Source organism: Anabaena azotica FACHB-119, from assembly GCF_014697625.1.
Classification (GTDB): Bacteria; Cyanobacteriota; Cyanobacteriia; order Cyanobacteriales; family Nostocaceae; genus Trichormus; species Trichormus azoticus_A.
This window is the reverse complement of sequence record NZ_JACJSG010000003.1, coordinates 80,474-104,205: the sequence shown is the minus strand read 5'-3', so window position 1 is coordinate 104,205 and position 23,732 is coordinate 80,474. Positions and strand designations below refer to the sequence as shown.

16 protein-coding genes are annotated in these 23,732 nt (G+C 39.9%); 2 read left to right on the top strand and 14 right to left on the bottom strand.

Translation table 11 applies throughout. The features are described 5' to 3' along the window. Positions 1-392 precede the first annotated feature (392 nt). Positions 393-1,652, bottom strand: a complete 1,260-nt coding sequence (locus tag H6G83_RS02985; protein WP_190466731.1) for an alkaline phosphatase PhoX — start codon at positions 1,650-1,652, stop codon at positions 393-395. Positions 1,653-2,256: 604 nt separating this feature from the next. Between H6G83_RS02985 and H6G83_RS02980 the strand changes: the two genes are divergently transcribed. Both H6G83_RS02980 and H6G83_RS02975 read left to right on the top strand, forming a co-directional pair. After that, positions 2,257-2,562, top strand: a complete 306-nt coding sequence (locus H6G83_RS02980; RefSeq protein ID WP_190466726.1) for a YkvA family protein — start codon at positions 2,257-2,259, stop codon at positions 2,560-2,562. A 120-nt stretch (positions 2,563-2,682) separates the two neighbouring features. Beyond that, the gene (locus H6G83_RS02975; RefSeq protein ID WP_190466723.1) at positions 2,683-4,413 is read left to right on the top strand and encodes an ABC transporter ATP-binding protein; all 1,731 of its coding nucleotides are present in this window, start codon (positions 2,683-2,685) and stop codon (positions 4,411-4,413) included. Between the two features lie 419 nt (positions 4,414-4,832). Here the strand turns inward: H6G83_RS02975 and H6G83_RS02970 are convergent, their stop codons facing one another. From H6G83_RS02970 to H6G83_RS02910, 13 genes are all read right to left on the bottom strand, one after another. Next, positions 4,833-5,216, bottom strand: a complete 384-nt coding sequence (locus H6G83_RS02970) for a hypothetical protein (protein WP_190466720.1) — start codon at positions 5,214-5,216, stop codon at positions 4,833-4,835. 405 nt (positions 5,217-5,621) lie between these two features. Continuing rightward, a complete protein-coding gene (locus tag H6G83_RS02965; RefSeq protein ID WP_199328298.1) occupies positions 5,622-7,046 on the bottom strand; it encodes an O-antigen ligase domain-containing protein in 1,425 nt (474 codons plus the stop codon). A 236-nt stretch (positions 7,047-7,282) separates the two neighbouring features. Beyond that, on the bottom strand, positions 7,283-8,221 hold the full coding sequence (locus H6G83_RS02960; RefSeq protein ID WP_190466716.1) for a glycosyltransferase family 2 protein: 939 nt from the start codon (positions 8,219-8,221) through the stop codon (positions 7,283-7,285). A gap of 289 nt (positions 8,222-8,510) precedes the next feature. Further along, the gene (locus H6G83_RS02955) at positions 8,511-9,518 is read right to left on the bottom strand and encodes a glycosyltransferase family 2 protein (RefSeq protein WP_190466713.1); all 1,008 of its coding nucleotides are present in this window, start codon (positions 9,516-9,518) and stop codon (positions 8,511-8,513) included. 230 nt (positions 9,519-9,748) lie between these two features. Further along, on the bottom strand, positions 9,749-10,894 hold the full coding sequence (locus H6G83_RS02950) for a glycosyltransferase family 4 protein (protein WP_190466710.1): 1,146 nt from the start codon (positions 10,892-10,894) through the stop codon (positions 9,749-9,751). 388 nt (positions 10,895-11,282) lie between these two features. Continuing rightward, positions 11,283-12,257, bottom strand: a complete 975-nt coding sequence (locus H6G83_RS02945; protein WP_190466707.1) for a glycosyltransferase family 2 protein — start codon at positions 12,255-12,257, stop codon at positions 11,283-11,285. Continuing rightward, positions 12,220-13,239, bottom strand: a complete 1,020-nt coding sequence (locus H6G83_RS02940; protein WP_190466703.1) for a glycosyltransferase family 2 protein — start codon at positions 13,237-13,239, stop codon at positions 12,220-12,222. The genes H6G83_RS02945 and H6G83_RS02940 overlap by 38 nt, the downstream gene beginning before the upstream one ends. 52 nt (positions 13,240-13,291) lie before the next feature. Continuing rightward, the gene (locus tag H6G83_RS02935) at positions 13,292-14,473 is read right to left on the bottom strand and encodes a glycosyltransferase family 4 protein (RefSeq protein WP_190467033.1); all 1,182 of its coding nucleotides are present in this window, start codon (positions 14,471-14,473) and stop codon (positions 13,292-13,294) included. Positions 14,474-14,741: 268 nt separating this feature from the next. Next, the gene (locus tag H6G83_RS02930) at positions 14,742-15,908 is read right to left on the bottom strand and encodes a glycosyltransferase family 4 protein (RefSeq protein WP_190466700.1); all 1,167 of its coding nucleotides are present in this window, start codon (positions 15,906-15,908) and stop codon (positions 14,742-14,744) included. A 4-nt stretch (positions 15,909-15,912) separates the two neighbouring features. Further along, the gene (locus H6G83_RS02925; protein ID WP_190466697.1) at positions 15,913-17,322 is read right to left on the bottom strand and encodes a glycosyltransferase; all 1,410 of its coding nucleotides are present in this window, start codon (positions 17,320-17,322) and stop codon (positions 15,913-15,915) included. 20 nt (positions 17,323-17,342) lie between these two features. Continuing rightward, a complete protein-coding gene (gene hepA, locus H6G83_RS02920; protein ID WP_190466694.1) occupies positions 17,343-19,163 on the bottom strand; it encodes a heterocyst formation ABC transporter subunit HepA in 1,821 nt (606 codons plus the stop codon). Between the two features lie 305 nt (positions 19,164-19,468). Further along, on the bottom strand, positions 19,469-20,203 hold the full coding sequence (gene hepC / locus H6G83_RS02915) for a heterocyst development glycosyltransferase HepC (RefSeq protein ID WP_190466691.1): 735 nt from the start codon (positions 20,201-20,203) through the stop codon (positions 19,469-19,471). Positions 20,204-21,381: 1,178 nt separating this feature from the next. Next, complete coding sequence (locus H6G83_RS02910) at positions 21,382-23,607, bottom strand: GumC family protein (RefSeq protein ID WP_190466688.1); 2,226 nt, start codon at positions 23,605-23,607, stop codon at positions 21,382-21,384. Between the last annotated feature and the right edge of the window lie 125 nt (positions 23,608-23,732).

The following is a 23,732-nucleotide window of genomic DNA, read 5'->3' as shown; positions in this document are numbered from 1 at the left end:
GTTCCCCCCGTTGTAGCAACTGGCGTGAGAGGTTTGGAGAGAGGGCAAAATCTCTACTACAACACCAGAAATCAGAACTTATAAATTTTTCTTTTTCTGTATGAAACCACCCTGCTTTTTTACGGGGGGTTAGGGGGGATCAAAACGTTGTAGGACTAGGTTATCAGACTTGTGTGTACACCGTAGCCGCGTCGGGGAGAGGTTATCGAAAAATTGATTTTAATCCTGTTCCCTGTCCCCTCTATAGTTACCTGACTTTTCACGGGATCTGGAAGACCTCTCTCCTTGTAGGAGAGAGGCTTTGATTTCTCCCCCTTCCCTACAAGGGAAGGGGGCTGGGGGGTTAGGTCTGACGGAACGCTTTTCCACATAACGTGAAAAGTCAGCTATAGTTACCAAGGCCCCCAAATAGCAAAGGTTATTCCGGGACTTTGTATGTTGACAAACATTGTCTGACCATCGGGGGAGAAGCAAACCCCAGCGAACTCTGATGTGTTGAGGGCATTCTTAGCAAACTTGTAAAGACTACCACTAGAAGTAATGCCTAGAATGTAATCCGTTCCATCCCCATCTTCACACAGGAAAATGTCTCGGTTAGGAAAAATCACCAGATTATCTGGATTGTCTAGAATACCAGAATTGTTAGGTTCAATATACAGTTCAACGGTGTTATTGCTAGGCGAATAACGCCAGATTTGCCCATCTCCAGAACTACCCCCACTCTTGCAAGTAAAGTAGACATAATTATTGCCATAAAAGATGCCTTCCCCACCAGAAAATCTGGCAGCACCTTTGTTATACCCTTCTGTTCTGACGGTATCAGAAGTAGGATCAGGATTGTTAATTTGTACCCATTCCACCGCTTTTGGTGTATTTACTGGGAATCCTGTAGCTGTGTTAACTCCAGACGACCCAGTAATTTTTAAGGCGTATAACAAGCCACCAGCACTCAAGTTGTTGCTTTGGTTGGGAACAAAGCGGTAAAACAGCCCATCCCCCCGGTCTTCTGTCATGTAGATATAGCCCGTGTTGGGGTCTACAGCAGCAGCCTCATGATTAAAACGCCCCATTGCGGTTAAAGGGACGGGGTTAACAAAAGTAGTTGCACTACTGGGAACTTCAAACACGTAACCGTGCTTTTTCCCGTTATTGGTTTCAAAGGTTTCCTCGCAGCTTAACCAAGAATCTGAAGGTGTAGACCCACCAGCACAATTACGCAGGGTTCCTGCTAGAACTCCTCGATGGTCTACTAGGTTACGGGAAGAATTAACGACTAATTTAGTACAACCGCCCCTAGCAGCAGAGTTGTACTTACTGCTATTAGGAGCGCTCAAACCATTGCTAGAAGTGGAAGTGAGTTCATGATTGCGGATGAGAATTGTATTACCATTAGATCCGGCAAAAGCACCCATCCCATCGTGACCACCAGGAACTTTATAACCATCATTCATGGTTTGACCTGTTTCGGATAGTCGGCGATAAGTAAATCCAGATGGCAAATCTAAGACTCCGTTGGGGTCAGTTACTAAATTTCCGTAAGGCCCAGCAGCAATCACAGGTTTAGCATAGAATGCTTGCAAAGGAGATAGGAGGACAGCACCAGTAGCCGATGCTCCTGCCATTGTGAAAAATTTACGTCTCGATATATTCAATGTCTACTCCTCACGTTTTATCCAAAGTTTTATCTGTTACAAATAACCAGCTTCAATTATCTACAGCAATCATTTTCTTTAAATTAATAAGAGGTTAAAATCAGATTATTTAAGATAGTAAATACATCTGAATAATGTAGATATTTCTCCTATTTTTATAATGTGGAAGAACAAGATAATGAATTTACGGACTGAAGAAATCAAGGTTTGTAGTCAGGACTTTAGTCCTTAGAAAAGGACTGAAGTCCTTACTAAGAACTCAATTGTGATCACTTTACATTACTTATTAAGTAAACATCCAAGAGTCTGTCTCTTAAAAATAAATTTATTTAAAGTAATTAATAAAACATATACATTGCTGCTAGCAAAATTTGTTCAACCCATACAGGTCGAAAAGAAGTATATCTATTGGTGAAAATGCTGAGAACGCAAATATATCAACAGACTGACAAAATAATGCCAAAGCTTGTATATATTTAAAATTGATTAAAGGTAATTTCTGTATAAATCTCAGTAGTATCTTCCAGACTAAGTAGGACGGTTATTCCCACCGGAATTTTCTGGAGTAATTTGTCAGAATCAAAGGTAAATAGAGGGTTAAAGTATGAAGTTTTCCATCCAAGCTGTGTATAACTGGTATCGTGGTTTGTTGCGTAACCCCAAATATCGTTGGTGGGTCATTATAGGATCATTAGCTTATATTCTCAGCCCAATTGATATTGCTCCAGATTTTATTCCCTTTGTGGGAGAGATTGATGACTTTTTTGTGTTGTCAATTTTAGTTAGTGAAGTTTCTGGGCTGGTGCTGGAAGGTTGGAAAGCACGTAAGGGCGAACCTAATACCGATACCACAGTAGAGTCTACTGTTAGTGAAAAAACAGTTGATGTTGATGCTGTGTCTGTTAAGTAGTCAGTGGTCAGTTGTCAGTTATCAGTTGAATAAATAGTGAATGGGTATTTTTGTTAGGCTGAAACTACACAAAAGCTGGTAGCGTCAAACAAAGGACTATATTGTTGTGGATGTGACAGCTTGAAAACTCGTTCTAATTACTGGCAACTGCTACCCTATATTAGACCCCAGTGGCAGAATATCACTAAGGGGCTTGTCGGCATTGTGGGATATGTGCTGGCGACGTTGACTTTAATTAATTTTGCAGGTAAGTTAGCCAATCCTTTTGGACAAGGTAATGTAGTAGCGATCGCTCAATTAGCAGCCATTTTAGGCTTAGTGTTTCTTGTGCGGGGCTTTTTTCAGTCTGTACAAGACATTTATATGTCGAAAGCGGCTTTACGGGTGGCTTTTCGTCTCCGCCAGCAAGTTTACACCCATCTACAAAAATTAGATTTAAGCTACTTTGAAACAGCTAAAGCAGGTGATTTATCATACCGCCTCACCGAAGATATTGACCGCATTGGCGAAGTAGTCAACAAATTATTTCACGATTTTATTCCCTGCGTCTTGCAGTTGGTAGCCATCCCAATATACATGATATACCTCAACTGGCAACTCACCTTAGCCACCGTGATAGTTGCCCCGTTGATGGGAATTTTAATTGGCTGGTTTGGGGAAAGGTTACGTAAATATTCCCTGAGAAGTCAAAACCGTGTATCTGATTTGTCAGCAATTCTCACAGAAGTTTTCAGTGGAATTCGTTTAATTCGCGCATTCGCGGCGGAAAAGTACGAAATTGCCAGATTTAGCCGGGAAGCAGAACGCAGTTTTCAAGCCAAATACTCGACAGAACGTCTTAAGGCAATCCAAATTCCCATTGTGGGATTTTTGGAAGCTTTAAGTGCATTATCCTTGCTGATGGTGGGAGCTTGGCAAATTCAGCAAAATAATTTAACAGTAGGTGAATTTTTCAGTTATTTAGCCGCAGCCGGGTTGTTAATTGACCCCATCGGTCATGTCACGAACAATTACAACGAATTTAAGCAAGGGGAAGCTTCGGTTGACCGGATTTTTGAATTGATGGCGATGCAGCCTACGGTTGTAGAAAAGCCGAGTGCAATTACTCTCCCGGCGGTGAAGGGGAAAGTGGAATATCGCAGCGTGACATTTGCTTATAAGCCAGGGGAACCCGTCTTAAAAGATATTAGCTTATTAGCATTTCCAGGGGAAGCGATCGCACTTGTCGGTGCTTCCGGTGCAGGTAAAACCACTTTTGTCAACCTCCTCCCCCGTTTTTATGACCCCTCAACCGGACAAATCTTGATTGACGACATTGATATCCACGATGTCAAGCTAGAAAGTCTGCGTCAACAAATTGGCATTGTTCCCCAAGAAACCGTGATGTTTTCTGGCACAATTGCCCAAAATATCGCCTTTGGCAAAGAAATATATGATATGGAAGCCGTGGTGACTGCGGCGAAAATTGCTAACGCCCATCAATTTATTACCCAACTACCAGAAGGTTACAATACTTGGGTGGGTGAGAGGGGTGTAAATTTATCTGGTGGACAACGCCAAAGAATTGCGATCGCCCGTGCAGTGTTGCTGAACCCGCAAATTTTGATACTAGATGAGGCAACATCAGCCTTAGATTCTGAGTCAGAAGCCTTGGTACAGGAAGCTTTAGAAAGATTGATGGTAAATCGCACTGTGTTTATTATTGCTCACCGTCTAAGTACCGTGAGGAGGTGCGATCGGATTTTAGTTTTGGAACGAGGGCAAATAGTCGAATCAGGCAATCACGAGGAATTGTTAGCACTGGAAAATCGCTATGCTAGATTTTATGCCCAACAGTTTTCTTCTCTATGAAACGTTGAATTGACAAGCGTTGTTTTGACCTCACCCCCAACCCCTCTCCTACGAGGAGAGGGGAGTAAGAGGGTGAGGTTTTCGTTTCTCCTCCCTCTCCTCGTAGGAGAGGCAGGGTGGTTTCATACAATCAGAGAAAAAAGATTATTGTGTTTCAAAGCCTCTCCCCCCGTGGGGGAGCCAGTGCGTTGCGGGGGTTCCCCCCGTTGTAGCAACTGGCGTGAGAGGTTTGGAGAGGGGTCAAAATCTCTGCTACAAAACGAAAAATCAACACTTATAAATTTTTCTTTAGTTTGAAGCGAATAGTATATGAGCAATTATCAATCAATTGAAAGACTGGGATATATTTGGTTACAAAAAATGCTTTTTTTACTAAGACAAACAGCAGTATCACTTAAATTGAATAGTACGTTGTCAACCTAGTACACTAAGTTGCCAGTACCCCGTAATTGCCGCAAAGAGTTAATACAATACGGACAGTCACACTTAAATATTCTAATTGCTGCTTCGCTTTCTTCATCGGTGAAATCCAGTTCTGCAACTGTATTATCGGACGGACGCGATGAGACTATCATTGATTTAGGTGGAGGTGCAGCTTTGGGATCTCTTTCTGTGTCGCGAATACACACAAAATCTTTAAGACCGTGAGGATTGGTGATACAGGTACGACCATCATCAGTGTGTATTAATCGCTGTGTCAAGTTAACATTAGCATGAGCAGGATTGATTATCCCTAGCGTAGATATCAATGATGTGAAAATTGACGAACTAGCAAACAAACCAAGTATGAGTTTTTTGTTCATATCCTTCACAGGATGAATATAACTAAACGTCTAGGTTATGCGATTTATTATCAAAAATCAAGTCAATTACTAGAATAAATAATTTTGCGAAAGTCTTTCAATATAAAGATACGATTCATTCAGTATAGGTGTATATCCGCTTGCTTCAACAATCTTAAGAATGTTGCCAAAATGATTACAATCATTACGTCTTATATGTGTGGGGGTATAGGGGTGTAGGAGAAGAAAAAAGTGTTTCTTCTATATTTTGCGCTTTGCGTCGCCAGTAGGGTGGGCAGTGCAGCACCATATTATAGTTTTATAAGGTATAAATACACGGACTACACATACTTTGAAAATGTGCTTTGTACTGACGTACCCTACAGATAATGAATGTGTTGCTAAGATTTTTTAACTTGGTAAAATTCACGAATATAAATTGTTTGTTATTCGTTGATGTACATAATATTTATGTCCAGCTATAGCTAAGGCGATAAAGCACCAGAGTATTATCCCCGACAAGCCTAGCATGACACTACCTCCAGGGAGGGCTGCAAAACAACCGATGACAATAGAACGACAAGCAGCCATAAAAGAATCGAAGCGAAACTCAGTATATTGCAATATTTGATGTAAAACCAAAATTAGTCCACCCAGGTAAAAAATAGCGCCAAACCAACCCAAGGTGAAAAACATATCAAGGATACCACTGTCAATGACAATCGGTCTGAGGATGCCATCTTTATCGACAACAAAAGTATTTCCGATACCGTTACCTAGACCGTTGGTTAGTGCTTTGCCGATACCTTCTTCGTAAATCTTTTGCCTGACTTTAGCACTATCATCTTTTTCTAGATTAGTTAAAGTTTGCAGGCGAGAATTAATTGCATCCGCAAATGGTTCCATAGTTACTAATGGAATAACGCAAATTGCTATTACTAAAATAGTGACAATTAAGCGCATTTGTAAACGTGGTTTGAGTGAACTAAACATAGTCAGCAGTCCTACAAACCAGCAACCCCAGAGAGTACGTACCATTGTAAGAAGGAAGGATAAGTATCCTACCCCAGCAGCAGCAAAACTAAAAAGTCCGGTGGCATTCAAGAGTAATAATAAACCTGTCATCATTGTGACGGCAAACGGCCCAGGGGATGACTGAGTACCCCAAACGCGCAGACCAAGAGGTACAGGATCTCCGAAGCTAGTTAATTTTGTGCTGATTAGCCAGAATCGATCCCAATCAGGCGCAATCAAGTACTGTACAATTCCATAAGTTCCCATGACGAGTACACCCCAAAGGAATGTGCGCTGAATACTTTGTCGATATTGAGGATAATTTCGCCAATTGATAAATAAGTAAAAAGCAAAAGGAATAGGTGTAAACCAGTCCAACATTGACCTTGCCGCAGTCATGGGTGAGGTTTTTACCAAGCCAATCAGAAAACCATATAACACACCTAAAAAACCTAAAATAAAAGGTAAGCCACCTTGACGATAGGACTTAGGAAGGTCTCTAAAAAAGGTATATATAGGGACAAGACTAACTAGATATTGTGATAGAAGTATTAATCGAGACTCATCAAAACCGGAGCGATAATCAATTAAGCGAGAAATTAGCGGTGTTAAAAACCATATCCACCAAGTGAAACCTATATAAAATGTGGGATAGCGCAGATAGAAGAAAATAGCGATCGCCAAAGATAAAGCTATGTAACCTGGGCGAAAAATGCTACCAGCACCGATAGCAATACATAAGCTGGTAAATAATATAAAGACTGAAATTACTATCCATGCTAGTAGAGTGCTTGGCGTTTCTTGTATATAGGTTCTGCTAACAGAACTATTTGACATTATTTGCCTATTAATCACTAATAAATCTCCCAAATAAAATAATTCGTAATTTTTAATTAAGAAAGTTAGATATAGCCTGATTTGTGTGGTATAAATTACTGGATTTTAGGAAGTTAGTAAAAATTCTTAATTTTGAATTTTGAATTTTGCGTTCGCGGTAGCGTGTCGCAGACAAAAGTTCTGTTCGCGTAGCGTCTCCTTCGGGAGAAGGCGGGTTTCCCGCCGTAGGAAACTTTTCAAGACGAATTTTGAATTTTGAAAGTCTGCCAGCCTTGCCAACGTCCTTGGAGTGATGCTAGCCACCTGCGTCCTGCCAATAATCCTTCTTTTGGTAAACAACGAAACCACTGTATAAATCCCAGCGCTTCTTGTGTACCGACCAAAATAGCCCAGATGATGAAGACAGAACGCCGGATAGGTGGTAAGTGTTCTAGTAAAACTAGGGTTTCGTTGTGTACGGAATTAAGGATAGCGATCGCATTTAATCTGTCGCGTTTGTCTTCGTCAAAACGTTGTGCTGGATAATGATCTACTGCAATCATTGGATCGTAAATTAGCTTCCAACCGGCTCGTTTGAGTGTCAAGCATAAAGACATCTCGAAGTGAACTTGCGCTCCTGTACCCCGCATCCGCTCATCAAAACGCAGTTTGGCGATCGCACTACGGCGGAAACTCATATTCACACCCTTGAGGACATCTACCTCACGTCCTGCACCCACACCTATATGATGCTTACCAATTACACGTCCAAACCATTGGACTTGACCTACTAGTTCACTGCTACCATCATTCAGTAACTCATTGTTGAAATACACCCAGTCCCTACCACCAACACCACCAATACGACTATCCAGAAGGTAATAGCTTTCTATACGTTCTAGCCAATCAGTATGAGGTGCAGCATCATCATCGGTAACAGTAATAATATCCCCTTGGGCAGCATCAAGGGCAGCATTCAAAGCAGCCACTACTCCAGAACGTGTTACCGTCACTGTCCGTAATGATAAGGGGTCAGAGTTGTAATTTTCTAGTAGTTTCCAACTGTCCTTGTCAATGTCACGCACAACCACCAGCACTTCATTAGCAGGACGAGTTTGTTGTTTAAAAGCTTCTAAACAACGCATCAGGTCTTGAGGGCGACGGTAGGTAGGAATAATTGCAGTTATGGTCAACATAGAGTTATATACTGTATCTCTTGACTTCGGCCAGGATGATTTAGGGAGATGAGGGAGTGGGGGGAGATGGGGGAGATGAGGGAGTGGGGGGAGATGGGGGAGATGAGAGAGTGGGGGGAGATGAGGGAGTAACCCACCCCTAGCCCCTCCCAGGAGGGGAACAGGGAAAAACAACTGATAACTGATAACTGATAACTGATAACTGTCAACTGATAACTGATAACTGATAACTGATAACTGATAACTGTCAACTGATAACTGATAACTGATAACTGATAACTGATAACTGTCAACTGTCAACTCTCAACTGACTTATCCAACCTTTAACTATACCTTTTAGCCTTAATTCTGCGTGATGTTGCCATTCAAAAATAGGTGCGAGTCCCCAAGACAAAAGTAAAAGGCGCAATCTTAAAGCGGGTGAGTCGCCTAATTTTTTTAATAAATCAATTAGTTCTGCTCGTTCTGCCTGATTAAATATGGGAAGGAAACAATATGCGGAATGGATGATGGCAAATTTACGACGTTGTTGGTAAATAATTTTTGTATCCCAGCCACGGCTTTGAAAGGCTGGTAATAAACTTTCTTCAAAAATGCGAATATATCCTTTTAACTGCAAATGCTTGCGCTTGGAACGTGCTTTTTTCACATCTGTCCAAACTCGATAGCAAGCTAATATTTGGTCTGTATAGACATTGCCATAACCTGCATTAGCTATTCTGACAGATAAATCATAGTCTTCGACAAATTCCGGTCTGTCTTCGTAAAATCGTAGTTCTTGTAAGACTTTGCTGCGAAACATACAAATATTCGCTGCTACTCTATAGCCAGTAACTGAGGCTCGTAGTGCATCTTCAGCGTTTTGCATTTCTTGAGTTCTAGATACTCGTCTGATGGAACGATTTTCTCCAAACTCATTGATTTCCTGAACGGCGTTATGTGCATAACCAGCTTCAGGATATTTTTGTAGTAGTTTGACTAAAGTTTCTACATAATTTGGCATTAGCAAATCATCTGAATCTAATCGCACAATAAATTCAGTTTTGGGCTGATTCAAGAGCCAAGTATTGTTACCAGCTATACCAAGATTTTGAGGCTGTCGATAATAATGGAGTTGGGAAAACTTTTGACATAGTTGTGCCATTACTTCTGGTGTTTCATCGGTGCTGGCATCATCAGCAACCCACACTTCAACGTTGGGATAGGTTTGAGTGCAAGCACTATTAACTGAAGCTAGTAGATATTGAGCTTGATTAAATGTGGGGATACAGATAGCAACTGAGGGTAGTTGTGTCATAGTAATTAATTGTTTAATGTTATTTTTAATCTCATACAAAATTAATATGAAGCTGCAAATAATATGTTGAGAATAATGGAACGCAGATGAACGCAGCGAAAAGTTCTGTAGGAGGGTTTCCCTCCGTAGGAAACTTTTCAAGACAGATAAACGCAGATAAATCAATGGATTTTATAATTATGTGCAATCTCATATAAAATTGGTATCAAATATCGCAGTGAATGAGAGATTTAAGGCTGTAATTCTTCTAATAAATCAACATATTTTCTTGCCATTTGTTCCCAACTATGCTGTTGAGCGATCGCTCTGGCTATTTGACCCATTGTTTGTCTATGATGGCGATCGCTAGTTAGCAACATCATGGCTTTAGCTAAGGCTTCCACATCATCTGAGTCGGCTATAACTATCCCTGATTCCGGTGTGACTAAATCTGCTGCGCCTGTTGTAGCAGCCGTAATTACAGGTAAACCAGAAGCCATTGCTTCAATTACTACTAAGCCGAAAGGCTCGTAACGTGAAGGGAATACTAAGAAATCTACAGCTTTCATCAGTTCGGGGACATCATGGCGCAGTCCTAAAAAATGTACTCGTCCATGCAATCCCAAAGTTTCTGCTAATTTCAGATATGGGCTTCCTTCTGTAATTCCCGCAACTGCTAGATGTAAATCAGGCACTTGCACTAAGGCTTTGAGGACTGTATCTAAGTTCTTGCGCGATATTCTAATATCTCCAGCAAATAGGGCTAAGGGAACTCCTGTTGGTAGATTCCAGGTTGAGCGAGAGTTATTTCCTGGGGAAAATTCTTGCAAATCTACACCGTTAACAATCACCCGAATCTTCTGGGGTGGTACACCGATGGCTTGTAAATCTTCCGCCACTTTACTAGAAACAGCTACTACCACTCTTGCGCGGCGAAAAGCTTGTTTTTCCCAATGTGCATTTAATGCTGTGTATAACCACTGGTAAAAGTTGTATAAAAATCTGCGTGATTGTGTAGTTTTAGTGGATTTTGATTGCGTCTTTTGAGAAGTAAACTTCAACCAAGAACTATGGACAAAATGCACAGCATTCACATCACCAGAGGCGTGAGTAATTGCGCCATTAATTTTGATTACATCTAGCTGAGAACGATGTTTTTGTAACCAATTTGTACTAATAAAAGCAAAGACTATGTTACGCAGTAATTCTGTAGGCCATTGCTTAACAGAGATAGGAACCCAATTAACTTGTTCACTTTGTTGTAATTCCAAAGCTACTTGACTAGCTAATAAGGTGACATGATGACCACGGCGAATTGCTTCTTGGGCTATTTCATAATTAACCCGGCCTTGACCATCACCTTTAATTACATTGTGTGTAACGATAGTTAGTTTCACGGGATTGGGGAAGGGGGAAAGGGGAAGGGGGAAAGGGGAAGGGGGGATGAGGGGAAACCCACCCCTAACCCCTCCCAGGAGGGGAACAGGGAGCAGGGGAGCAGAGGAGCAGGGGAGAATAACAACTGACAACTGTCAACTGTCAACTGTCAACTGATAATGGGACTTAGACAAAAAGTAGCCAGAAAAACTACTCAAATGTATACACAGAAGGAATTTGACATCGTTTTGACTAATTTCTTGCTACATCTGGGTTTCAAGCATTTTTGAGCCTGTGGTGTATTTTCCTTTCCCTGTATGGGTTTGAGGTTTATTTCTGCCTCAAAAATGTTTAAGTCCCGATAACTGATAACTGTCAACTGATAACTGATAACTCTAGCCTTTAAAATCAAAATTTGGATGCTATTTTTGGGGGAGTAAAACTGAGCATTAACCCGGCTAGAGTCCGTAGTTTGATACTTTCTTTTAGGGAACTCCAAAAATAAGCACGTGCTTCTTTGAGGCGTTGACTACGCATTAAGCCGATGCCTAAAGTTGTACTGACGTGCGCCCATTGTTGCTGAAAGTATGGTTTCAAATCTGATAGACGTTCATCGGTCATAAACTGCTGATAGCAGAACATATCGGCTTGAGCTTTACGGATTTTTGCTTGGGGGTCTCGCTTACCACTTAGCATTGTGTCTGTTTGTTCATGGACACGATAACGAGTCAGTTTTTCTGGATAATAATAGGCTCCTAAACCAGAACGAGAACAAAGATAGTTTAAATATATATCCCATGAGCCTCCAACTTCAGCCGGAATGGCATTCCAATCAATTACATTTCGACGAATAACGGCGGCTGTGGCTGTGGATACGGATTTATCTACTAAGGCTATGCGAGAAAAGGGTTGATAGATACCTTCTTGGAGATGATTTCGTTTATAAAGTTGAGAACATTCTTGCGTTAATCTATCATCTATGTTTCCTTGCGCGTCCATGAGGTAATGATCGCAAAAAGCTAAAGCTAAATCGGGATTAGCTTCTAAGGGGGGAATTAGCTTGGCTAAAAAGTCTTTTTCCCACATATCATCATCTAGCAAGCTGGCGACGTATTTTCCTTGCGCCATCCTAAAGGCTTTGATGGTATTGGCAAACATCCCCAGGTTGCTAGAATTGCGTGAGAAGCGAATGCGTGAATCGTTAAAAGATTCAACTATTGCTTGGGGATTTTGTGGACTACAATTGTCGGAAACAATAATTTCAATATCGTCAAATGTCTGGTTGACTGCACTGGCGATCGCCTGTTTTAAATATTCTGGGCGATTGTATGTTGGGATAATCACACTAAGCAAGGGTTGCTTGTTTTCGTTCTTCTGTAACATATCCCTTTTCACCTAATAATTTACTAATAAATAAACTGCGGATGAAAGCAAACAATAATGCCGCGATCGCTCTCAGACTCAGCCTCTTTCTCTGCAAAACATATTTAAAATGAGCGATCGCTGCTTCTGGTTGTCCAGCTTTTAATAAATTCATGCCTAAATAGTGGTGAACTTCGATTAATCGCTGCTGGCAATGTGGATGTATATCTTTTATTCTTTCATCATTGATAAACTGTTCATAACAGAATAAATGATTTTTACCTTTGCGAATATTTATTTGCGGATTGTCTGTCATTGTATCTTTTATCTCATGTTCACGGTAACGAGTGAGTTTTTCGGGATGATAATAAGCTCCCATACCGGAACGAGAACATAGATAATTTATATACAAATCGTAGGAGCCACCAACCTCAAGCGGAATTACTTCCCAGTCTATAATATCTTTACGAATTACGGCAGCATTTGCTGAGGCTATGGACATATTTTCTACAGCAATTTGATAAAAAGGTTGATGAATTCCTGCTTTTAAATCTGCCCGTTTCCACACTCGCGAACATTCTTGTGTTAGTACATCATCTATTTGTCCATCAGTTGTGATCATGTAATGATCACAAAAAGCTACAGCTAAGTCAGAATTAGCTTCTAGAGGCGGAATCAGCTTTGCTAAAAAGTCTTCCTCCCACATATCATCGTCATGCAAACTGGCAACATATTTTCCTCTAGCGATGACGAAACCACTGATAATATTAGCAACCATACCGATGTTTTGGGGATGGCGAAAAAAATAGATGCGCTCATCTGCAAAAGCTTCGACTATTGGTAGAGGATTAACATCACTACAGTTATCACAAACGATAATTTCAATATTTTTAAATGTTTGGTTGACTGCACTTTGAAGTGCTTGCTGAAGATAATTTGGGCGATTATAAGTAGGAATAATTACACTAACTAATGGTGCTGATAATTGAGTATTTACTGACATAACCTTATACCAATTCAAAATTCAAAATTAAGAAAGTGAGACATAGCGTAGGTTAGGGGGTTAGGTTAAGGGTAGCTTTTTCTACATAACCTGAAAAGTCACCCTGATTTCTATCCCTAAATTCAGCGATCGCTTTGGCATAAATTTCTGCCAAACGCTGAACATGAACATCAATAGTAAATTCTTGTTGATACCAAGCTTGACCAGATTCGCCCATAAATTTAGCTTGGGAATAATTGGTGGCTAATTGGGCGATCGCAGCTGCTAATTGTGAGACATTGTTGAGTGAAACCAAAATCCCTGTTTTCCCATCTTGGACTTGTTCGGGGATTCCACCGACAGCACTAGCAATGACAGGTCGATAGCGGGCGTAGGCTTCTAAAGTTACAAGTCCAGCAGGTTCTGGCCAAAGGCTGGGAAATATGACAGCAAAGCACTGATGATAGAGTGTTTCTAATTGCTCAAAATTACACCAACCATGCCAAGTAATGCGATCGCTTAATCCCATTTTCTGGGCTAATCTTTCCATAGCTGGCTTATCCCAACCATCACCAGCAATATCTAAATGAATGCGGGAGTCGGTTTGCGCTAAAGCTTTGATTAGCCATTCTAAACCTTTGTCAGGAACAATGCGACCTGCAAATAAAATACGCTGATTTTGATGAATTTCTCGACTTAAAGGTGCGGTAGGACTTTGCGGAGGTTTGACACCACAACGTAGGGTAGTGACTCGATGTGCTGGTAAACCATGATGAATAATTTGCTTGCGGACGTAATCACTGTTAGCAATGATGGGAATTGGCAATTTTTTCAGGTTTTCTAAAGCACTAGCACTATTTTTCCAACTTTTCACAATCCTGTTAGGACGGCGACTACCACAACCATCGACTATATGACCCCAAGTACATCCTAAAGGCTGCATAGTGCGATCGCAAATTTGTTGACGGTCTGCTAAATATTTTGTGCCACTAGGACAATAGCAAGAATGGTTATGCAGTGTAAATATGACAGGGCATTCTTGCCGCCACTCAACTAAAATTTCTGGACTATGGAGATGTAATAACTTGACTTGCTTTTGGTCTAAATTTTCTATAGAAGTAATGATGCGATCGCTAATTCCAGGCAGAGAAGAAAGTGCTAAAGTTTTTACATAAGTTTCAATCCCACCATTGCCGTGAACACTGCCTTGAAAGCAGTGATAAATCATTTCACCATCGAGTAATTCTAACTTCATATCCTCATCCATAAAATCTCATCACTTCCTCTACACCAATATCCAAATTAATCAGAATACATAACTTCAAAAAATATGCTTTTGCGCCTTCGCGTCTTTGCGTGAGCTTTAAAATAAACTTCTCAACAACACCAAAGTATCAATACAATAATCCTAATCCATCAAACCGCCAAAACTATGAGAAATTAATTTATAGCGTTTTCTAGTCTGCTGAGTTACAAATCCATCTGCGTTCAATTATTCTTGCTTCTCACTATGGTAAGAAAAGCTATAAACTCAACTGCTCAACAAATATTTTATTTAATGTTTGCTGATAAACCTCTGGCGTTTGTTGTGCGGCTGTAATTCTAGCAGCCTTACCCATTTCTACAAGTTTAGCCTCATTTTCCGCTAAAAATACAAGTTTATTTGTGATAGCTTCTATATCTCTAGGAGGTACAACAAAACCATTTACACCCTCATTCACAACATCCGCAGCACCGCATTGCGAAGTGACAATTACAGGTAAACCACAAGCCATTGCTTCTAATGCTACCAAACCAAAACCATCTTCAACGGAAGGTAAAACCAGTACTGAAGATTGACCAAATACTTTGGTAGGATCAGTCTGACTAAAATTCCATATTTCCTGTTTAATATTCGAGTTTTGGCTGAGAACATTTTCCATGAATCTTCTTAAGCCACGGGTGGAAGCGCCCCCAACTATTAACAATTCCGAGTTAGGAATTTTCGCTTGAGAAAAAGCATTTACTAAATAGGGTAAACCCTTACGCGGTTCAATTGTTCCTACATACAGAACGCGAAAAACATCATCAGTTTTGGCTGTAGGGCGGAATCTCTCAGTATCTACAAAAGGAGTAAGAACAGCAACTTTTTCTGCTGCAAATCCTGCTTTCACGAAAGTTTGTTTAGCAACTTCCGACAACACAATAATTAAGTCCGCCTGCTGACACTCATTGGCAAATCTTCGCAGCATCATCGGGTTCATGGTTGCAACTGTACTATCAGCAAGAACTTTTAACTCTTGTTGAATTTGTTGCTGCATGAAAGGAAGATAATTATTCAGGCAATATAGCCAAGCTTTCGCACCTTTGGCTTTAGCAGCTTTAAACCCTAAATTAGTTTGACCAGCTACCCCCATAATTAAATCACAATCTTGTGATTTTAATTGCTGATTAACTTGGCGGTCAAAATACAAATCACTCAAAAGAACAGCTAAATCATTGCGACGGCGCAGGATAGGAGTAGATAGTAATCTTTGACTCCATTGAGAATTTCCTAAAGGGAAAACCGGAAAATTTGTTTGGGGTGTTTTATTACCAGAACAAAATACAGTTAAATCAGCTAGGTTTTTTAAACCTGTGGCTGCATTTGCTAAACAAACTCCCTGTCCACCTGCACCTAATGAGGTGTTGCACGTAAGAATAACTTTCATAATTTTATTTAGGAATTATTGTTTTTGAGCAAACTTCATCGAAGATTTGCAAATAATTTTTAACTAAGTTGATATAACTAAGTTCTTCGTGGAGATGTGAACGGTCAAACCTCAAGGAATTACCAGAAAATTTCGCTGTTGCTACAGTAGCTATTACTTGACTCATAGCCTCTATATCTGTTGGTTCAACTAGCCAAACCCCTGGTTTATCTTGTAGATAATCCCAATTTTCTCCTTGAGGAACTGCTGCTAAAATTGGTCTATCTGTCATTAAATATTCATAGGTTTTACAAGAAATTCGCCCGCCGGATGAGCCATCTGGACGATTTGGTAAAGTGATGAATAATAGGTCTGCTTGTCTAGCTAATTGAATTGCTTGAAAATGGGGTAAGCTACCAGATACAGACACTACATCTGTCAAGGTTTGATTTTCTAAAACCCTCTGGACAACAGATTCGGGAAAGCTGTTTCCATAAACTGCTAGATGGATTTTATCTTGCCATTCAGGATGTTGAGTTAATACTTGTTGAATAGCTTTACCCGCAAAAACTGGGCTAGAACTTCTATAGTCAATTGTGGCTCGTTGATAGTATCCAAGTTCCATCCAAGCTTGATATAGCTTTTTGAGAAAACTTTTTTCTTGATTTTGATGGTAAAACTGATACCAACCATTCATACCGCCAGTATAAACTATTTCTAAGTTGCTGTCATTAACTGGGGTAGAAATAGGTGGAGTAAAATCTTGAGGATCAGCACCACAACGGATTAAATGCAGTTTGGATTTATGTGGAGGAGCTAGTCGATTTTTAACTGCATCTAAATTGAATTGAGAAACATAAACTGTGGCATTAGATTGACGGACATAAAATTCTTCTAACCAATTGTCTAAATGATGATGCAGCCAACTCATAGCATTTGGGTGCATATCAGTGCAGGTTGGTGAATCATCTAAGCTCAAGATTAAAGGCAAACCTGTGAGCCATTTGAGGACAATTCCTACTAAACCTGCTGAATAAGGCATCATCAACACAAAAATCGCATCAGGTCGTTGTTTTTGGATGAGTTGATAGCCTTTAATAATGGCAGGTAATACCCAAAAAATATGTGGTTCTGGCCAAATTAGCCAGGACAAAAATTTATCTAGTCGCAGCTTGCCGAGTAATTCAATTAATGTCTTGGGATACCAAGTTTCGGCATAATTAATGTTAGCTTCTGGATTGAGTGCAGCATTTTTGGTTCCGGTGAGAACTTGCAACTGCCAACTGTGTTGAAATTGTGCTAATAATTTCTGAGCGCGGTTAGCAATTGGGGTTGTTAATGGTGGCAGGTCGTAAGTTAGACAGAATAAAGTTCGCTTTGACTTGCTACTATTAGAGAGGCTATTTAAAACAGCCGATGAGTTGAATTGATTCATGACATTAATGTTGAGGATATTTAATCAGATTGAGTTGCTTCATACTGCATTTTGTGGTATTTCCACAGTTTGCCTTTGAGTTCTAGTAATTCTTGATAACGACCTTGTTCGACGATGCGTCCTTGTTCAAGTACGACAACTTTATCGGCTTTAGCAATTGTGGAAAGTCGGTGAGCGATCGCAATTACTGTTTTCCCCTGAGACAGCTTGTCCAGAGATTGTTGAATTAATCGCTCTGAGACTGAATCTAAGGCGCTGGTGGCTTCATCAAGAATGAGGATTTCGGGATTCCGCAACAATGCACGCGCGATCGCAATCCGTTGTCTTTGTCCCCCAGATAAGCGCACACCGCGATCGCCTAAATTAGTGTCAAACCCTTGCGGCATTTGTGCGATAAATTCCAACGCATTCGCTAATTTAGCTACTTCCCGGATTTCGGCTTCACTCGCTCCTGTTGTGCCATAGGCAATATTGTCTCGAATAGAAGCGTTAAAAATGAATGTGTCTTGACTAACAATAGCCATCTTGCGGCGGAAAGAATTGATTTCCAATTTTTGTAAATCAATTCCATCAACTAAAATTTGCCCTTGTGTGGGGTCATAGAAGCGGGGAATTAAATCAGCTAGCGTAGTTTTACCAGCACCAGAAGACCCTACAAGTGCTGTAGTTTTACCACGCTCAATAGTCAAAGTGATATTACTTAATACTAAATTATCGGCGGTGTAACCAAAGTCAACAGATACTAAATCAATTGACCGCTTTAAACCTGGAAATTTAAGCTTGCCATTTCTCAAGTAAGGCTTATCATGAGTCTGTAAAATACCTCTGATATTTTCTAACGAACCTTGCAAAGTATTGAGAGCAGCAAAGGTTCCATTAATATCTTGAATGTTGGGAATGACTCTCACTAAGACAAAGAAGAAAGTCAATAATGATGCAACTGGTAGTGTAAAAGTTGTGAAAGAAATGACAATTAAACTAATTAAAGCTGTAGTTGCTACGCCCTCAGCTATCGGTCTAACCATCGTCCAGGCCATTACAACCTTGATTGCTGCATTCAGTTGATTTGTACTCGCTTGGTAGAAACGCTGACGCTCAAACTCTTGTGTGCTAAATGCTTGCACCGTGCGGATTCCGTTGATAAACTCGACTGCGATCGCTGTAAATTTAGCGTTAGCAGAGGAAATGCCAAAACTGGTTTCTCTTACCCGTTTATTTAGTGTCGATAACCCCACTCCCAGCAGTGCGAATATGAGAACGGAAATAATAGAAAGTTGCCATGATAAAGAAAACATGACAACAAAATAAACACATACAGTCAAAATTCTAGTGAATAAGAAAGCTACGCCACTAAAGCTTTGTTTTGTTCTTTCAATTTCTGTGGTTATTATATTAATAAGTTCACCAGAATTAGTTTGAGAAAAGTAACTCAACCTGAGAGATTGTAATTGCTCAAAAATTAGCTTATGTAAGCTATCAGCCAGATGAAGTTGCGCCGATTCTGTATAAATTGCGCTAAAATAATTGAATGTAGCCCGCATCCAGGTACTCAACAAAATGAGTAAAGATATCCTGTATATAGGGCTAATTGACCACACATTAGAAGTCAAAATCATATCAACCCAACCAATTCCCGTTTCAATCGGTTGGTTAGGAGTAGTCAACTTTTGTAAGAATGACAGCAAAAAGCCAATACTCACCCCTTCAAAACTGGCAGCCAGAAAGGAAAAGATTACAGCAAGAATAGCTATTTTGCGGAAACTTTTAACCTCTTTCAAGATTAAAGAGTTATCTTGCCAAAACTTAGTTAAATTAAAGAAATTACGTTGTGCTTTTGGCATTTTTAGATGCGTGGGTTATTTTCTAAATCAACTTGGAAGGTGAGATTTTTTTGTTTAATAGCGGCAAATAGATTATTCACCGAACTAAGCAGAATTTTTAGGAAGCTTTGTTCTTGGTTAAGGAAGTAGAAAGGAAATTATACTGAATAAAAACTCTAATCAATTTAGTATTTACCCTATGATTTCCTTACTTCAGGACAAAGTTAAGTTTTTGTTTAGAGTCTATACCGTTTCTTGGTAAAGATAAACTTTATTCTTCACTGTAGAGACGTTCCATCCAACGTCTCTACATAATTTATTGGGCTTCAACGTACCATTTCAGATTCTGTTGGTACTTCCCATGAATCGGTAATTATTGGTAGTGTATTTACCTGTTGCTTTCCTGATAAACTGTTTTGTACTGCATCTTCTAAAGTCCAACAATTAGATTCTGTTAAACTCATTTCTCCCCGCAGTACATTCCATAACTTTGGTAGATGATATAAACCAGATTTTTTGAGCAAAAATCCTAAAATTTTGGAGTCATAATGGCTAGTAGCAGAAAATTTAATTGCGCGAAAAAGTTTACCTTTTTCTCCCACACACCACTCATAAGTAAATATTGGTTCTGGTGAGTCCATCCGTATCAACATTACCAATGCCAGCATCATTGGACTAGTTAATAACAGCAATACAAAAGCTAAGAGCCAGTTAATTAATTTCCCGAACCAGTTACCTGATTTAGGTAATTTGCTATGAGTGGGTCTACTTAAAAAGATAGGCTTATTTGCTTTATTACAGGCTTCCGCCCAAAACATCAGCAAAGCCTCACCTAATTTGCCATCTATACTCACCAAATTTACCGAGGAATGTTTTAAGCAATTAACTAATAGTTTTTCATCCTTTAGAGATGGCAAATATGGCTGTTTAACTTTGTCAGAACATTTCACCAACAACTGGCCTCGTCGCCATTGAAGTGTGTACTGTAATGAGCAATAATTTTGATTTTGTGGAGTCGCTAACTCGTAATTCTCAACAGTTGAAACTATTACGCTTGTCATAATGTCTTTGGATTTATACAAGTTAAATCGCTGAGATGATATCAAAGGCTGTCAATGCCAAAGACTTTGATGTGAATTTCGTTCTGCTCGCAAAAGCTATTTACGTTAGGACTTACGCACCAAGATTGTTTGTTGGGATTGGGTGTAAGGGTGTGAGGGTGTAGGAGTGTAAGGGTTTTGAACACCTACACCCCTACACCCCTATACCCCTATACCCTTGCCCAAACCCTTGATTTTTCGTCTTCATGCGTAAGTCCTAAAATGGTAGAAAGCGCAAGTCAAAAAATTAGATGCTGTTAGTGTTACTCGGTACAAAGAGTTGCCGTATTATTGAGAAAGGTTGGAATAAACATAATGTGAAGCTAGCTCGAAAACATTGATTTTTGTATGGCAATGGTTGATGTGGAAGAGTGTAGAGCAAATTAACCTAACCTTTTCAAAAACAATTAGTCTTCCACAGTCTTTGGTCACTAGACTTGACATTTATGTTTAGTTACAGATATCTACCTTTATACTAAATTTTAGAACCATAGTCAAATTTTGACTTGGAAGCATTTGAACTCAATTTCCATCTCTAGGATATAAGAAACGTAGAGATAACTATATGTCTAAGGCAACTCTTCATTTATTCTTTAAATATTCAATGACTTAAATATATTTTTATAAAAATGTGATAAACATACTTAAATATTTTAGACAATTCAAGAATAATATATAACGTTTAAAAAGCTTGTTTATTACATTATTGTTATTTAATTTAGACATAAAATGTAGATAAATTTTATTGATTTATCTAATAGTTTATTTATAAAAAATAAGGGCTAAAGTATTTACCTTTTAAGAAACAAGGCAGGAGGCAGGAGGCAGGAGGCAGAAGGGAAGAGGATTTTACTTGTTTCTTTCATTCGTAGCGGGTGGCAGTGCCGCCAGTGCGCTTGCTCCTAAGAAACACAGGTGACAGGTGACAGGTGATAGGTGACAGAAAGAAAAAAAGGGAATAGTTGTGTTTCTTCCTCTATACCCCTACACCCTTGGGTTTCTTGAGAGTTATCCAAATTTTAACCTTATTGATAATGGAGCCAGAAAAACGAATGTGCGATCGCACTTCACAAACAGGCGATCGCACATTCAAAAAAGGGGTCTAGAGGCTGGAGTATAGATTCTCCCTCATCTCTCAATTACTTCTCCACAGCCTGTTCCAAAGCAAAACGGTATTCCCTAGCATAAGGTACATAAGTGCTATCAGAATTAGAAACCCCGTTAGCCACAACACCAATCAAATTTAACCTGCTCAACATAGCTGTAGCTTGAGCGATTTGATTACGAGTCACTTTACCAATACTCGCCACCATAACGACACTGCGACAAGATGAAGCAGTCAGCAACGCATCTACCAAACCTAAAACTGGTGGCGCATCAATAATCACCACATCGTAATTATCTTCAAACGCTGTCATCAACTGTTTCATGCGTGGAGAACTCAAGAGATTAGCTGAGTCACTAGGTGATGGGCCAGCCGTCAAAATATCGATGTAAGCAGAACCAACGTTATGTACACTAATCTGTTCAGGTAAAGTAATCTCGCTAGCTAATAAAGTTGATAACCCCTGCTCATTGGGTAGATTGAGATGTTGGTGCAAACTGGGGTCGCGTAAGTTTGCATCAATCAGTAGCACTCGTTTATGTAAACGGGCTGCACTCATGGCCAAACCCAAAGCCAGACCTGACTTACCTCTATCAAGCATAGGCGAGGTAATCATCAAAGACTTTAAGCTAGATACAGAATTGAGCAGTTCAATATTTTTGTAAATCAGATCCAAAGATTCCCAACGGATAGAAGATTTGAGAACCTCAACTGTCCAAGGCCCCAACACTTCAGGCTTACCAAAAGGCAACTTGATCACTGATTCTCTAGTTTTAGTAGCCGGCAATTTAGGAGTAGTTCCCAACAAAGGCAAAGCAGTTTGTTTTTCTAACTCAGCAGTAGTGTGAACAGAATCATCAGAAGCTTCGCGAATAAAGGCCGCAATACCTCCCAACATTAACCCAACAACAGCACCCAACATCAAATTCTGTTGGAGATTTGGGCCTAATTTCACACCTAATTGGGGTTCTTCCACAACTTCCCAATTAAACCCACCTTTAGCCAATTCTTGACGTAATTGCTGTTCTGCTCGCAATAGTTGCTCTAACCTTTCGCGGCTAAATTGCAATTGTGGTTGTATGCGATTGTAATAAGCTAATAAAGGCGGGAAACGTTTAATTTCTAAACGTATTTGATTTTCTTTCTGTGCCAAAGTTTGGTCACGAGCAGTTAATGAAACTATGGTTGTCTGCGTTTCTACTAATTGACCAGCAAGATTCAAATCAATTTCACCAAACTGTCCCTGTTCTAACAGTGGTTCACCTGCACCGAAGACATTAGCAGATTTACCCCCTAAAGTTCTGCTTACTTCTTGTTGCAATAATTGCTTCTGGCTGTCTAATTGTTCTTTCAGCTTCTGCACACTGGGAGTTTCATCAGTAAAACGTAAACGTTCCTGAGCTAACGCCAATTCTGTTTTTTGAATTTCGTTGAGTAAGCCTTGGTAGCGGGCTGACTGACTCAAGCGAGAAGTTACCAAAGCATTTTTGGGAGAACGGTTTAATTGCTCTTCTAAAGATTTTTGCTTTGCCAAAGCCTCTTGATAAGCAGAACGAGTCGTGCGACGTTCTTGTTCAATATTATTCAAAGCATCTTCTAGAGCCTTGGCTTGGGCTTCTGGGTCGATGAGGTTCTGGTTTCTACGAAATCTTTGTAAGTTAGTTTCAGCCGCATTAACTTCTTCGCTAGCTTTGCTCAACTGCTCTCTAATTACTTGTAGACCTTTTTTGAGTCGAATATCCTGTTGCTGTTTGTTGTATTCCACATAGACTTGACGCACAGCAGCGAGAACATTTTGAGTCCGTTCAGGATCATTGGCGGTATACTCTACCTGAAAAATTTTAGTAGCGACATTATCATCTTTTGTCCTCAGTTGGCTTAAGCCCAAGGTAGTTTTAATATCAGCTACAGTAATATTTGGATATTGCGATCGCAATTTCGACACGGCTTTTTCAATCAGTCCTGTACTCTGCATTAAGTTCAGTTGAGTAGCAGTGTCTATCTGTATATCTGGTTCAAGAAACTGAGCTTCTGGAGTCCCGCCTTCTTTCTTCCCTTGATAATTAGGTTCTACTAACAATTGCATCGTGCTTTTGTAGGTAGGCTTGGTTTTAACAGTAATCAGTCCTGCTATGGCAATTGTTGTTAAAAATGCCATCAAGAACCAAGGAGACCTACGCAGAAAAACTGAAAAAAGTTTGCCATAGCTTGGTTCTGAATCAATGCTGTTTATATTTGTACTTAAATTAGTTTGAACCACTTTTATAATCCTTGTGTTCGAGACGCTAATTAAATAAGGGAGTGGGACATAGAAGTTATCAGTGAACAGTTATCAGTGAACAGTGAACAATGGAAATAACCTGACAACTGATAACTGATAACTGA

Excerpts from the sequence above, each read along its gene's own strand:
- H6G83_RS02980 (WP_190466726.1), top strand. The coding sequence starts at position 2,257 with ATGAAGTTTTCCATCCAAGCTGTGTATAACTGGTATCGTGGTTTGTTG.
- H6G83_RS02970 (WP_190466720.1), bottom strand. The coding sequence starts at position 5,216 with ATGAACAAAAAACTCATACTTGGTTTGTTTGCTAGTTCGTCAATTTTC.
- H6G83_RS02965 (WP_199328298.1), bottom strand. The coding sequence starts at position 7,046 with ATGTCAAATAGTTCTGTTAGCAGAACCTATATACAAGAAACGCCAAGC.
- H6G83_RS02960 (WP_190466716.1), bottom strand. The coding sequence starts at position 8,221 with ATGTTGACCATAACTGCAATTATTCCTACCTACCGTCGCCCTCAAGAC.
- H6G83_RS02955 (WP_190466713.1), bottom strand. The coding sequence starts at position 9,518 with ATGACACAACTACCCTCAGTTGCTATCTGTATCCCCACATTTAATCAA.
- H6G83_RS02945 (WP_190466707.1), bottom strand. The coding sequence starts at position 12,257 with ATGTTACAGAAGAACGAAAACAAGCAACCCTTGCTTAGTGTGATTATC.
- H6G83_RS02940 (WP_190466703.1), bottom strand. The coding sequence starts at position 13,239 with ATGTCAGTAAATACTCAATTATCAGCACCATTAGTTAGTGTAATTATT.
- H6G83_RS02935 (WP_190467033.1), bottom strand. The coding sequence starts at position 14,473 with ATGAAGTTAGAATTACTCGATGGTGAAATGATTTATCACTGCTTTCAA.
- H6G83_RS02930 (WP_190466700.1), bottom strand. The coding sequence starts at position 15,908 with ATGAAAGTTATTCTTACGTGCAACACCTCATTAGGTGCAGGTGGACAG.
- H6G83_RS02925 (WP_190466697.1), bottom strand. The coding sequence starts at position 17,322 with ATGAATCAATTCAACTCATCGGCTGTTTTAAATAGCCTCTCTAATAGT.
- hepA (WP_190466694.1), bottom strand. The coding sequence starts at position 19,163 with ATGCCAAAAGCACAACGTAATTTCTTTAATTTAACTAAGTTTTGGCAA.
- hepC (WP_190466691.1), bottom strand. The coding sequence starts at position 20,203 with ATGACAAGCGTAATAGTTTCAACTGTTGAGAATTACGAGTTAGCGACT.